The following is a 12,322-nucleotide window of genomic DNA, read 5'->3' as shown; positions in this document are numbered from 1 at the left end:
GCGCTACGCCCGGCGCACCCGCACGTCGCCCGCGAGGACCTCGGTGACCGCGCCGTCCGCCTCGACGAGCAGGCCGCCCGTCGAGCTCAGCCCGACCGCGCGGCCGCTGACGGGGGTCCCGCCCGGCACGTCGACGGTCACGTCCCAGCCGATGGTCGCGCACACCTTCTCCACCTCGGGCCGCACGCTGTAGTCGTCCGACTCGCCCTCCCACGCGGCCACGCCGTCGCGCAGGTGCGCGGCGAGCGAGCGCAGCAGCCGCACCCGGTCGAGGTCCGTCGCGCCCAGCGTCGCGAGAGACGCGGCGTGCGGGACAGGCAGCTCGGTCGTGGCCTGCGACACGTTGATGCCGATGCCGACGACGATCGCGCTCTGACCCGGAACCCCCTCGCAGAGGATGCCCACGGACTTGCGCCAGCGGCCCCAGCCCGGGATCTCCTTCGCGCCCGCCTCGACCACCACGTCGTTGGGCCACTTGAGGAACGCGCCCACGCCGGCGTCGCGCAGCGCGCGCACCGTCGCCAGGCCAGCGACGAGCGGAGCCCACCCGAACCCGGCGGCACCGATGCCCTCGGGACGCAGCAGGATCGACACCGTCAGGGCCGCACCCTGCGGCGTGGCCCACGACCGGCCCGCGCGCCCGCGGCCCGCCGTCTGGTGGTCCGCCACGATGCCGGAGAACGCCGGCCACTCGTCGGGCGCGGCCTCCACGGCACGCAGCAGCGCGGTGTTGGTGCTGGGCGACGCGGCGACCACGTCGAGCCGCGAGAGCTGGCGGGACGGGCCCACGATGGGCTCCACGTCGAGCGCGCGCAGCGGCTCGCGCGAGCGGGCGACGGCTGCGGGCGACGGGTGATCCACGCGGCTAGGCTATCGGGCAGACAAGGGAGGAACGTGTCCGACATCACGCCGAAGAAGTCCACCGCCGGCGCGCTCGAGCAGCTGCGCGGCAAGCTCGACGAGGCAGTCGCCCAGCGCGAGGCCGTCGCCCAGGACAAGCAGCACGCGCGCGGCAAGAAGTCCGCCCGCGAGCGCGTCGAGCAGCTGCTCGACGAGGGCTCGTTCGTCGAGCTCGACGCCCTGAGCCGTCACCGCAGCCGCAACTTCGGCCTCGACGGCAACCGTCCCTACGGCGACGGCGTCATCACCGGCTACGGCACCATCGACGGCCGTCAGGTCGCGGTGTTCTCGCAGGACTTCACCGTGTTCGGCGGATCGCTGGGCGAGGTTCACGGCCAGAAGATCACGAAGGTCCAGGACTTCGCGTTGCGCACCGGGGTGCCGCTCATCGGCATCTCCGACGGCGGCGGCGCACGCATCCAGGAGGGCGTCGCGGCGCTCACCCAGTTCGCGGAGATGTTCCGGCGCAACGTCGCGGCCTCGGGCGTCATCCCGCAGATCTCGCTCATCCTCGGCCCAAGCGCCGGCGGCGCGGTGTACTCCCCCGCGCTCACCGACTTCATCGTCATGGCCGACGGCACGTCGCAGATGTTCATCACCGGCCCCGACGTCATCAAGTCGGTCACGGGCGAGAACGTCACGTTCGAGGAGCTGGGCGGCGGCCAGGCGCACAACGCCAAGTCGGGCGTCGCGCACTACCTCGCCTCCGACGAGGACGACGCGATCGAGTACGTCCAGCACCTGCTGCAGTACCTGCCGCAGAACAACCTGTCCGACCCGCCCGCGTGGGAGCACGAGGCTGATCTCGAGCCCACCGAGGACGACCTCGCCCTCGACACGATCGTGCCCGACTCGGACAACCAGCCGTACGACATGAAGGCCGTGGTGGAGACGGTCCTCGACGACGGCGAGCTGTTCGAGATCCAGCCGCTGTTCGCCCCCAACGTCCTCGTGGGCTTCGGCCACGTCGAGGGTCAGTCCGTGGGCATCGTCGCGAACCAGCCGCAGTCGATGGCCGGCACGCTCGACATCAACGCGTCGGAGAAGGCGGCGCGCTTCGTGCGCACCTGCGACGCCTTCAACATCCCGGTGCTGACGTTCGTCGACGTGCCGGGCTTCCTCCCGGGGGTCGACCAGGAGCACCAGGGCATCATCCGCCGCGGCGCGAAGCTCATCTACGCGTACGCCGAGGCGACCGTGCCGCTCGTCACCGTCATCACCCGCAAGGCGTACGGCGGCGCGTACATCGTCATGGCGTCCAAGCAGCTGGGCGCCGACGTCAACCTCGCGTGGCCGACGGCGCAGATCGCCGTGATGGGCGCGGGCGGAGCGGTCAACATCCTCCAGCGTCGCGCCCTCGCGAAGGTGGCCGAGGACGGCGGCGACGTCGAGGCCGAGCGCGCTCGCCTCACCGCGGAGTACGAGGAGCAGATCGTCAATCCCTACGACGCGGCGGACCGCGGCTACGTGGACGCTGTCATCGAGCCCTCCCAGACTCGCGCGCACATCGTCCGGTCGCTTCGAGCGCTGCGGACCAAGCGCGCGTCGCTGCCGCCCAAGAAGCACGGGAACATCCCGCTGTGAGCACCGAGGACGCCCTCGCCGCCGCGACGGGACTGCGCATCGTGCGCGGAGCGCCCGACGAGGCCGAGCTGGCCGCCCTCGTGGCGGGCGTCGTCGCCGTCGCGTCGAGCGGGCAGGACGACGACCCGCCGGGGGCGCCGACCTCGGCATGGATGGACCGCTCGCGCACCCTACGCGGCCGCCACGACGCCCTGCCGCTCGCCCGCGGCGCCTCGGCCTGGCGTCACTCGCTCGGATGAGCCGAGCGCTGCGCCTGCTCGCCGCGGCGGCCGCGGCGCCCCAGGCATACGCGCGCCTGAGCACGCGAGGCGAGCGCGCATCGGCCCTCACCGGCGACTTCCGCACGGCCGATGCGGCACTCGTCCTGGGTGCGCGGGTGTGGGAGGACGGGCGGCCCAGCCTCTTCCTCAGGCAGCGCGTCGAGGCGGGTGCCGCGCTCTACGAGCGCGGCCTGGTCTCGCGCCTCGTGCTCACGGGCGCCGGGAACAACCGCGAGGGGCTCGACGAGACCGAGGCGATGGAGCGCACCGCGCTCGAGCTCGGCGTTCCGGCCGCCGCCCTCACGCGCGACCCGTTCGGCCACGACACGCGGGCGTCGGCGCAGAACGCCCGCGACGGGCTGGGGCTGACGAGCGTCATCGTGTGCTCGCAGGAGTTCCACCTGCCGCGCGCGATGTGGCTGTGCCGCTCCGTGGGGCTCGACGTCCAGGGCGCGCACCCGCCGGTGCTGCTGCGCACCCACACGTTCACCGGCTACGTCCGGGAGCTGCCCGCGACGTGGAAGGCGGCGGTCGAGATCGGCCGCGACCGCATCGGCGCCTGACGGACGGACGCCGCCGCGGCGGCCGCGCTTCAGACGCGACCGCCGCAGCGTGGCCCGTGGTGGCAGGTCGGGGTCAGACCCAGGCGAGGAAGCCGAGCACCGCCACGATGGCCGCGACGACGCCCAGGCCCAGCGCGGGCACGAACGGCTCGTTGTGCTGGCGGTGGTTGACGACGGCGACGAGCATCGTGATCGCGAGGCCGACGGCGGCGATGGGCGCGAGGACGACCGCGACGCCCGTCAGCGGCGGCAGGATGAGGCCCAGCGCGCCCAGCACCTCGACCGCTCCGATGCCGCGCTCGGCGCCCAGCGCGCGGCGCTCGGGCAGGACGCCCGACTCGCGCAGCTTGGACTCCGGCTGGAGGAGCTTCTGGGCTCCGGCGGCGAGGAACGCGAGGGCGAGGATGCCGGCGACGATCCAGTAGGCGATGGTCATGAGGTGTCTCCTTCGGGGCGCGCTCGAACCCGAGCGCTTGGTTGATTGTTCAACCAATACGCTAGGCCACTGTCCCTTGAAGCGTCAACTTGTTAGAATCGGCCCGTGACCGCGACCACCGACACCAGCGCTCCGGAGCTCACCAGCTCCGAGGAGCTGCTGTGGCGACGGTTCTCCGCAGTGCTCGGCACCCTCCCCGGCGTCCTCGACGAGCGACTGCGCGCCGCCACGGGGCTCAACCACTTCCAGTACACCGTGCTCGACGCGCTGTCGCACCAGGCGGACCGCCGCCTGCAGCTGACCCAGATCGCGCGCACCTCGGACGCCTCGCTGTCGCGCCTGTCCCACTCGATCACACGGCTTGAGTCCGCTGGGCTCGTCACCCGCGAGTCCTGCGACCACGACCGGCGCGCGAGCTGGGCCGTCCTCACAGACAAGGGCGCCGCCGTCGTCGAGGACTCACGAGCCGCCTACACAGCCATCATCCGCTCGACCCTGCTCGACCGGGTGCCCGAGGCGCACCACGCGGCGCTCGCAGAGCTGCTGACGTCGCTGCTGCCCGGCGAGGTCGCCGAGCAGTGCAGCGCGCTCGACGCCGACCTCGCGCCCTGACCCCTACGCGGGATCGGTGTCTGCGGCGGGCTCAGCACCCGCGGCGCCACCAGTGCCGGCCGCACCACGACCCTGCGCCGCGCGCGCCACGATGAGCGTCTCGAGGATCGACGCCATCTGGCCGAGCTGCTCGTCGGTGAGCGCGCTCGCGAGGTCGAGGAAGTCGCTTCGAGCCTCCGTGACGATGCCGTCGACCGTGGCGATGCCGTCGGCCGTGAGGCCGACGCGGCGCACGCGGCCGTCGTCCGCGTCGCGCGTGCGCTCCACCCAGCCGCGATCCTCGAGGCGCTGCACCACCCCGGTGGCGATGTTGGGGCGCATCGCGAGGACGTCGGCGACCTCCGACATGGTCAGCCCCTCCTGCCCGTGGAGCAGGACCAACGCCCGGAACTGGGCCAGGGTCAGGTGCTGGTCGAGCATCTCCTTGGATTGGGCACGCATCGAGGAGCGCGCGAACTCGTCCTGCAGCTCGCCCACGCGGCCGATGAGCTCCTCGCGATCCACGCCGACCCTTCCCGTCGCCGCCGGTGCGGCGGGGCTGGGACCCAGCCCGCGCATCGGCGCTTGATACTTCGCCCAAGACGAAGTACTCTCGGAAACTACTTCGCTCGATGCGAATGATCGTACCGCGCCGCCGGACCCCGGCGGCGCCCGCTCTTCCCGGAGGCCACGTGTCCCACTCCCCCGCGTCCGCGCCCGCCACCGTCGCGGGACTCGACGACGCCCTCGCCGAGGGCATCGCGGAGTCCACCTACCGCAAGCGGTGGGCGATCCTCGCGACGCTGTGCCTCGGACTCATGACCGCGATGATCGCGAACATGAGCCTCAACCTGGCCCTGCCCGACCTGGCCGTCGAGTTCTCCCTCACGCAGCTCCAGCTCACCTGGGTGGTCGAGGCCTTCGCCCTCGTGTTCGCCGCGCTGCTGTTCATCGCCGCCGCGATCGCCGACCGCTACGGGCGCAAGCGCACCATGCTGGTCGGCCTGGTGATCTTCATCGCCGCCTCGATCTACGCGCCGTTCTTCGCGACCACCGGCGGCGAGCTCATCGCGTCGCGCGCGATCATGGGCATCGGCGGGGCGCTCGTCATGCCCACCACGCTGTCGATCGTCAACGTGGTGTTCCCGTCGAAGGAGCGCCCCAAGGCGATCGCGATCTGGTCCGCCGTGGCCGGCGTCGGCATGATGATCGGCTCGGTGCTGACCGGCGTCCTGCTGCACTTCTTCGACTGGCACTCCGCGTTCCTGCTGGGCGCCGCGTTCGGCCTGGTGTCGCTCGTCGTCACCTGGCGCATCGTCCCCGAGTCCGTGGACGAGAAGCAGACCCCCGTCGACTGGCTGGGAGGCGCCCTCATCACCGTCGCGCTCGCCGGCATCGTCTACACGATCATGGAGGCCCCGTCGCACGGCTTCGAGGACTCCGCGACCGTGATCGCCGCGGCGCTCGGCAGCCTCTCGCTCGCGGCGTTCATCTGGTGGGAGCTGCGCGCGAAGCACCCGATGCTCGACCTCACGCTGTTCCTGCGCTCGCGGTTCTCGCTGTCCGTGCTGTCCGTGACCCTCACCTTCTTCGCGATGATGGGCGCCTTCTTCGGCATGACGCAGATCTTCCAGCTGGTGATGGGCTACGACGCGCTGACCACGTCCGTCGCGTTCATCCCGTCGATGCTGCCCATGATGATCGTCGGCCCGATGGTGCCCAAGCTCGTCGAGAAGGTCGGCACCCGCTGGACCGTCGTGCCCGGCCTCGTCATCATCGCCGGCGGCTTCCTCCTCATGACCACCTGGCCCACGGTGCCGTCCTACTGGGACTTCCTGATCGCGATGAGCCTCGTCACCCTGGGCATGGCGCTCGTGATGACCCCCGCGACCAACATGCTGATGTCCTCCGTGCCGCGCAACCGCTCCGGCATGGGCTCGGCGATGAACGACACCACCCGCGAGCTGGGCGCGTCGCTCGGCATCGCGGTGCTGGGCTCGCTCATCGCCAACCAGTACGCGTCGAACATCAGCGGGGCGGCCGAGGGCCTGCCCGCCGAGGCCACTGGCGCCGTCGAGGACTCGCTCGCGGGCGCCGTCGCCGTGACCGACCAGATGGCCGAGGCCGGCGCCGGGGACGTGGCCGCGCAGATCCTGGCCTCCGCGCAGGAGGCGTTCATGAGCGCCAACCAGCACGCGATGCTGATCTCCGCGATCATCGCGGCCGGCACCGCCGTGCTGATGCTCGTGGCGCTGCCGCGCGGCGACAAGTCGCTGTCGGCAGAGCCGGCCGACGAGACGCCGGAGGCGGAGTCGCAGGCAGCGCCCGAGCCTGAGCCGCAGACCGCTCCCTAGCGCTCTCCCAAGGAAGGGGCGCCCCGCCCTCGCTGCGGCTCTGTCGTGTGGCCGACGCGAGGGCGGGAGCAACGTCAGGCGGCGAGCACACTCACCTGACGAGCACCGTCAACCGACGCGCAGCTCTACCCGACCTGCAACGACACAGCCGCCCACGACACCGCGGGCAGGGTGAGGGTCAGCACCCCTTCCTCGATGACCGCACCCTCAAGGTCCACGGGCGCGACGCGCTCGGGATCCTCGAGGGTGTTCGCGGCGTCGAGGTCGTCGTCGGCGATGAGGTGCGCCTCGGCGATCGAGGTCGAGCCTAGGGCGCTGACGTCGACGCGAACGGTCCGCGACCCATCGAGCGCCCGGTTGACCACGAACACCGCCGCGGTTCCGGCCTCCTCGTCCCACGTCGCCACGGCGTCGACGTCGGCGACCTCGCCGAGCCGCGAGGTGGCGAACGTCCCTGACGTCACGGGCACCCGCAGCGCCTGTCCCGTCGCCAACCGCGACGTGAGCGCGAAGGGGAAGAACGTGGTCTGCCGCCACGCAGGGCCGCCGGGCTCCGTCATGATGGGCGCGATGACGTTCACGAGCTGCGCGAGCGACGCGCTCGTCACCCGATCACAGTGGCGCAGGAGCGTGATGAGCAGCGAGCCGAACACGACCGCGTCCAGCACCGTGTAGCGGTCCTCGAGCAGGCGCGGCGCGAACTCGAACTCGTCGACGGCCTTCCCGTCGAACGAGCCCGGGGCGGGCCGGTTCATGTACCAGACGTTCCACTCATCGAACGAGATGTCGATGGTCTTGTCCGACCGCTTGAGCGCCTTCACGTGGTCCGCCGCGATGACGACCTCCTGGATGAAGCGCGCCATGTGCTCGCCCGAGGCGAGGAAGGCCGCGCGGTCGCCGTCGCGCTCCTCGTAGTAGGCGTGGCACGAGATGTAGTCGACGTTGTCGTAGGCGTGGCCGAGCACCGTGCGCTCCCACGCGCCAAACGTGTCCATGTCCCAGCTCGACGAGCCGCACGCGACGGTGCGGATCGACGGGTCCATGAGCTTCATCGCGTGGGCGGTGCGCGACGCGAGCCGGCCGTAGGAGTCGGCGTCGAGGTGGCCCAGCTGCCATGGCCCGTCCATCTCGTTGCCCAGGCACCACATGTCGATCGCGAACGGCTCGTCGCGTCCGTTGTCGCGGCGCAGCTCGGACATCGCGGTGCCGCCGGGCACGTTCGCGTACTCGAGCAGGTCGACCGCCTCCTCGATCCCGCGCGTGCCCAGGTTCACCGCGAGCATGAGGTCGGAGCCGACCTTGTCGAGCCATCCCGAGAACTCGTGCAGGCCCACCTCGTTGGTCTCGATGGAGTGCCACGCCAGGTCGAGCCGCGTGGGACGCTCCTCCTGCGGACCGACGCCGTCCTCCCACCGGTAGCCCGAGACGAAGTTGCCGCCCGGGTAGCGGATGGTCGAGACCCCCAGCTCGCGCACGAGCTCGATGACGTCCCGACGGAAGCCGTCCTCGTCGGCGCTCGGGTGGCTCGGCTCGTGGATGCCGTCGTAGACGTGCCGCCCGAGGTGCTCGACGAAGCCCCCGAACAGGCGTCGAGGCACAGCGCCGATGCGCGCGCTGGGGTCGAGGGAGACGGTCACGTCGGTCATGGGTTCTCCTGGGTCGGTCGAGGCTGGGTGGGTCGGGGCTGAATCGGTCGAGGCTGGGTGGATCGGGGCTGGGTCGGTCGGGCTGGGGTGCCGGGGTGGTCGCGTGAAGGGGCCGCGTCAGGGCCGATGCGCGAGCTGGGAGCCGGCGGCACGGAGCCACTCGAGGGTGCTGGCCATCGCGGCCTCGCCGCTGCCGGCGAGGTCGGTGAGCGAGACCGCCCCGGCGAAGCCGTCGGTCGGCGCGTCGATGGCGCCGGCGACGAGGGCCACGGGGACGCCGGCGGCGCCGGCGCGGCGGGCCACCTCCGATACGACCTTCCCCTGGCCCGACTGGCCGTCGTAACGACCCTCGCCGGTGATCACGAGGTCGGCGCCCGCTAGCGCGCCGTCGAGGTCGATCGCATCGGCCACCGCCGACGCGCCGTGCGCGAGGGTCGCCCCCCACAGCGCGAGCCCGTAGGCGGTGCCGCCCGCTGCGCCGGCGCCGGGCGCGGTCGGGTCGGGCGCGCGATCGGGCACCTGGGAGGTGACGACGTGGGCGAGGCGCGCGAGCGCGGCGTCCATGCGGGGCACGTCCTCGGGGCTCGCGCCCTTCTGGGGCCCATAGACCGCGGCCGCTCCGGAGGGCCCTGTAAGCGGGTTGGTGACGTCGGTGAGCACGGTCACGCCGCCGGTGGGCAGCGGCACCAGGCCGTCGAGCGAGACGCGCGCGACCGACTCGAGGCCGCGGGCGCCGAGCGGCAGGGGCGCACCCTCGACGTCTGAGAACTGGGCTCCCAGGGCTCGCAAAGCGCCGGTCCCGCCGTCGGTGGAGGCGGACCCTCCGACCGCGATGAGGAGCCGCTGCGCGCCGTCCTCGAGAGCCGCGAGCACCACCTGGCCGAGGCCGAGGGTGTGGGCGTCGAGCGCCGCCAGCGGGTCCATGAGGGTGATGCCGGAGGACTGGGCGAGCTCGATCACCGCGGTCGTGAGGCCGCCCTCGGGGAGCGTCACCCAGGCGGCCGTCACGGGCCGCCCGTCGGGGCCGCTCACCTCCGTCGCGTGGCGCGCCGCGCCGGGCGCCGCCGCGAGCGCGTCGATGGTGCCCTCTCCCCCGTCCGCCATGGCACGCACCACGACGTCGACCGTCGGATCGACCGACCGCCAGCCGGCGGCGAGCGCCGCGGCTGCGTCCTCTGCCGAGGCCGTGCCCTTGAAGGAGTCGGGCGCGAGGACGATCCTCATCGCGCGGCGTCCGGCGTCGCGGTGTCGGATGCGGCGGTGTCGACCAGCGCGTAGCCGAACGCGTCGAGGTGGACCTCGGTGACCGGCTCGCCGCGCAGGAGGTCGCGCCCCGCCACGTCGACCACCGCCGGCTCGGACCCGTGGTTGATGACCGTGACCACCGAGCCTCGCTGGGCCGCCTCGACGCCCACGGGCAGACCCTCGAGGACGGGCGCGATGCCCGCACGGTCGAGCGCCCAGCCGGCGAGCGCATCGGCGCCCTGCTCGTCGGGCACGGTGGCGAGGTACCAGCCGGTTCCCTCTCCGTGGGCGTGCTCGGTAAGCGCGGGGTCGCCGTCGCGGCGCCCGCCCGCGAACGTGGCGACCGGCGTCGCGCCCCTCAGCACGACCTCCTCGGCGAGGAGCGTGCCGGCGACGGTGCCGAACGGTCCGGCGAGCGGCGCCTCGGACTGTCCGGTGCCTCCCGGCTGCGCAAGCGCGCCGAAGTCCTCGATGGTCACCCCGAGCGCGGGCCCGAGCCGCGTGAGGAAGCCACCGTCCAGGAACGCGTCGCGCTCGTCGACCACGTCAGTGAACGGCCCGGCGAGCAGGTGGCCGCCGCCGGCGACGAAGGTCGACAGGGCCTCGGCACCGCCGGCTCGCAGCAGGTACAGCGCGGGGGCGATGGCGAGGTCGTAGGCGTCCGCCGTGACGCGCTCGGGCGGCACGATGTCGACCATCACGTGACGCCGGTGCAGGGCGCGGTACCAGCGCTGCAGCACGGCGACGTAGTCGAGCACGTTCGACGGGTGGTCGGGAGACTCGACCGCCCACCAGCTCTCCCAGTCCATCACCAGGGCGACCCGCGCATCGGCCCCACCGGAGGGGAGCTCGGGCAGCGAGCCCAGCTGCGCGCCGAGCTCGGTGACCTCGCGCCAGATCCGCGTGCCGGTCCCCGCGTGGGGCAGCATCGCCGCGTGGAACTTCTCCGCGCCGGCGCGCGACTGGCGCCACTGGAAGAACAGGACGCCGTCGGCGCCGCGGCCGACGCACTGCATGGAGAGCGCGGCCATCTGCTGCGGAGCCTTGGGCGCGTTGGTGGGCCGCCAGTTGAGCGCACCGGTCACCTGCTCCATCAGCAGCCACGGGGTGCCGGGCTTGAGCGAGCGCATGAGGTCGCGCTGGAACGCGGCGTCGCGGAAGGACTCCGGGTCGTCGGGGTCCGGGTACGCGTCATCGGTGATGACGTCCATGTGCTCGGCCCACTCCTGGTAGTTGGCCGGCTTGAAGGCGCCCATGAAGTTGGTGGTGATGGGCTGCGTCGCCCCCGCGGCGCGGATGATCTCCTTCTCCATGAGGTAGCACTCGAGGAGCATGTCCGACGTGAAGCGGCGGAAGTCGAGCAGCTGGCCCGGGTTGTGGCTGTACGGCGCCGCGCGCGGCGGCAGCACCTGGTCGAAGCTCGTGTAGCGCTGCGACCAGAAGGCCGTGCCCCACGCGTCGTTGAGGGCGTCGACGGAGCCGTACCGCTCGCGCAGCCAGGCGCGGAAGGCGTCGCGGGCGTTGTCCGAGTAGTCGGCGTGCAGGTGGCAGCCGTACTCGTTGTTGACGTGCCACATGACGATCGCCGGGTGGTCCGCGTAGCGCTCCACGAGAGCCGTCACGAGCTCCGCGGCGAGGCGCCGGTAGACCGGCGAGCTGGGCGCGTAGTGCTGGCGACTGCCCGGCCCGAGCGTCACGCCCTCGGCGGTCACCGGCAGGATCTCGGGGTAGCGCTCGTGCATCCACGGCGGCGGCGAGGCGGTGGCCGTGGCGAGGTCGACGGCGATCCCGCCCTCGTGGAGCAGGTCGATCACGCGATCGAGCCACGCGAAGTCGAACTCCCCCTCAGCCGGCTGCAGACGGCTCCACGCGAAGATGCCGAGGCTCACCATGGTGACGCCGGCCTCGCGCATCCGCGCGACGTCCTCGTGCCAGATCTCCTCGGTCCACTGCTCGGGGTTGTAGTCGCCGCCGTAGTGCATGCCTCTCCTTCGCGCGGCCGTCAGAAGCCGCGCCGTCGTGGTTCCGTGGGTGGTGCCACCCGCCCCGAGCAGCGCCGATGCGCCGGCCGGGTCAGGCCAGGTCCTCGCCGTCACGACGGCGAGGGCGGGCGGGGATCGCGACCACCGCGATGGCCGCGCAGCCGAGCGCGGGCACCAGCAGCGCCGGAAGCGCCCAGGTGCAGACTCCCACGAACGCGACCGTCGACGCGAGATACGCCGCGCCGCCGACGTCGCCCCGCAGCTGCGACAGCGCCCGCATCACGGCCGCGCGCCAGCCGGCGTGGGCGTCCCACTGCCCGGCCGCGGCCAGCAGCACGGTGCCCGCGGCGAGGAGACCAGCCCAGCTGATCGCCTCGACCACGGGGGCCGCGGGCAGCACGCCGGTGCGCGCGAGCGAGATGTCGACGGCGAGGACGGTGGCGAGCACCGCCGCAGCCGCGCCGATGCCGATGCCTCCGGGAAGCGCCGCGCGCACATCGCGCCAGAACAGCGCCCACCGAGACGACTCGGAGCGCGCGTACCGGGTCAGGTGGCGGCTGCCGGCCGCGAGCGCGGCCGGCGCCGTCACGACGCCGAGCGAGGCGATCGTCACCATGATGCCGGTGAGCAGCACCTCGCCCCAGAGGGCGAAGCCGCCCACGGCGCCGGGCCACGCGCCGATGGGCCGGTCGTGCAGGACCGGGCCGATGCCGTCGCGGTCCAGTCGCCGTGCGGCACGCTGCTCCCGTGAGATGCCCATG

General features: G+C 72.7%; 12 protein-coding genes. 5 read left to right on the top strand and 7 right to left on the bottom strand.

Going from position 1 to position 12,322, the window contains the following annotated elements; genetic code table 11:
* Positions 1 to 3: 3 nt before the first annotated feature.
* Positions 4 to 861 (bottom strand): biotin--[acetyl-CoA-carboxylase] ligase, encoded by an 858-nt coding sequence (locus B7K25_RS10925; RefSeq protein ID WP_234988196.1) that lies wholly within the window; start codon positions 859 to 861, stop codon positions 4 to 6.
* Positions 862 to 894: 33 nt separating this feature from the next.
* On the opposite strand from B7K25_RS10925, the gene B7K25_RS10920 reads away from it, so the two are divergent.
* From B7K25_RS10920 to B7K25_RS10910, 3 genes are read left to right on the top strand one after another with little or no spacing between them, the layout of a single operon-like run.
* Positions 895 to 2,484, top strand: coding sequence for an acyl-CoA carboxylase subunit beta (locus B7K25_RS10920; protein WP_084106087.1), 1,590 nt, complete (start codon positions 895 to 897; stop codon positions 2,482 to 2,484).
* A complete protein-coding gene (locus B7K25_RS10915) occupies positions 2,481 to 2,723 on the top strand; it encodes an acyl-CoA carboxylase epsilon subunit (RefSeq protein ID WP_084106086.1) in 243 nt (80 codons plus the stop codon). Before B7K25_RS10920 ends, B7K25_RS10915 begins: the two co-directional genes overlap by 4 nt.
* Positions 2,720 to 3,307 carry a vancomycin high temperature exclusion protein gene (locus tag B7K25_RS10910; protein ID WP_159450191.1) on the top strand — a complete coding sequence of 196 codons (588 nt, stop codon included), beginning with the start codon at positions 2,720 to 2,722 and terminating at the stop codon, positions 3,305 to 3,307. The genes B7K25_RS10915 and B7K25_RS10910 overlap by 4 nt, the downstream gene beginning before the upstream one ends.
* 73 nt (positions 3,308 to 3,380) lie before the next feature.
* On the opposite strand, the gene B7K25_RS10905 is transcribed toward B7K25_RS10910, so the two are convergent.
* On the bottom strand, positions 3,381 to 3,743 hold the full coding sequence (locus B7K25_RS10905) for a DoxX family protein (protein ID WP_084106084.1): 363 nt from the start codon (positions 3,741 to 3,743) through the stop codon (positions 3,381 to 3,383).
* A 105-nt stretch (positions 3,744 to 3,848) separates the two neighbouring features.
* Between B7K25_RS10905 and B7K25_RS10900 the strand changes: the two genes are divergently transcribed.
* Positions 3,849 to 4,355: a MarR family winged helix-turn-helix transcriptional regulator gene (locus tag B7K25_RS10900; RefSeq protein WP_084106083.1), complete on the top strand. Its 507-nt coding sequence runs from the start codon at positions 3,849 to 3,851 to the stop codon at positions 4,353 to 4,355.
* Positions 4,356 to 4,358: 3 nt separating this feature from the next.
* Here B7K25_RS10900 and B7K25_RS10895 read toward each other — a convergent pair whose 3' ends face one another.
* Entirely contained in the window at positions 4,359 to 4,859 is a 501-nt protein-coding gene (locus B7K25_RS10895) for a MarR family winged helix-turn-helix transcriptional regulator (protein ID WP_159450190.1), read from the bottom strand.
* Positions 4,860 to 5,026: 167 nt separating this feature from the next.
* Here B7K25_RS10895 and B7K25_RS10890 point away from each other — a divergent pair, with 167 nt between their 5' ends.
* Entirely contained in the window at positions 5,027 to 6,688 is a 1,662-nt protein-coding gene (locus B7K25_RS10890) for an MFS transporter (RefSeq protein ID WP_159450189.1), read from the top strand.
* A gap of 125 nt (positions 6,689 to 6,813) precedes the next feature.
* On the opposite strand, the gene B7K25_RS10885 is transcribed toward B7K25_RS10890, so the two are convergent.
* The 4 genes from B7K25_RS10885 to B7K25_RS10870 form a co-directional block, all read right to left on the bottom strand.
* Positions 6,814 to 8,334 carry an alpha-N-arabinofuranosidase gene (locus B7K25_RS10885; protein WP_084106080.1) on the bottom strand — a complete coding sequence of 507 codons (1,521 nt, stop codon included), beginning with the start codon at positions 8,332 to 8,334 and terminating at the stop codon, positions 6,814 to 6,816.
* 117 nt (positions 8,335 to 8,451) lie between these two features.
* Complete coding sequence (locus tag B7K25_RS10880) at positions 8,452 to 9,558, bottom strand: glycerate kinase (RefSeq protein WP_084106079.1); 1,107 nt, start codon at positions 9,556 to 9,558, stop codon at positions 8,452 to 8,454.
* Entirely contained in the window at positions 9,555 to 11,561 is a 2,007-nt protein-coding gene (locus tag B7K25_RS10875; RefSeq protein ID WP_084106078.1) for a beta-galactosidase, read from the bottom strand. Before B7K25_RS10875 ends, B7K25_RS10880 begins: the two co-directional genes overlap by 4 nt.
* Before the next feature lie 91 nt (positions 11,562 to 11,652).
* On the bottom strand, positions 11,653 to 12,321 hold the full coding sequence (locus B7K25_RS10870; protein WP_084106077.1) for a hypothetical protein: 669 nt from the start codon (positions 12,319 to 12,321) through the stop codon (positions 11,653 to 11,655).
* Between the last annotated feature and the right edge of the window lies 1 nt (position 12,322).

It is taken from the genome of Demequina sp. NBRC 110056, assembly GCF_002090155.1.
In the GTDB taxonomy this organism is placed as follows: Bacteria; Actinomycetota; Actinomycetes; order Actinomycetales; family Demequinaceae; genus Demequina.
The sequence above is the reverse complement of the archived record's forward strand: the minus strand, read 5'-3'. Positions and strand labels throughout refer to the sequence as shown.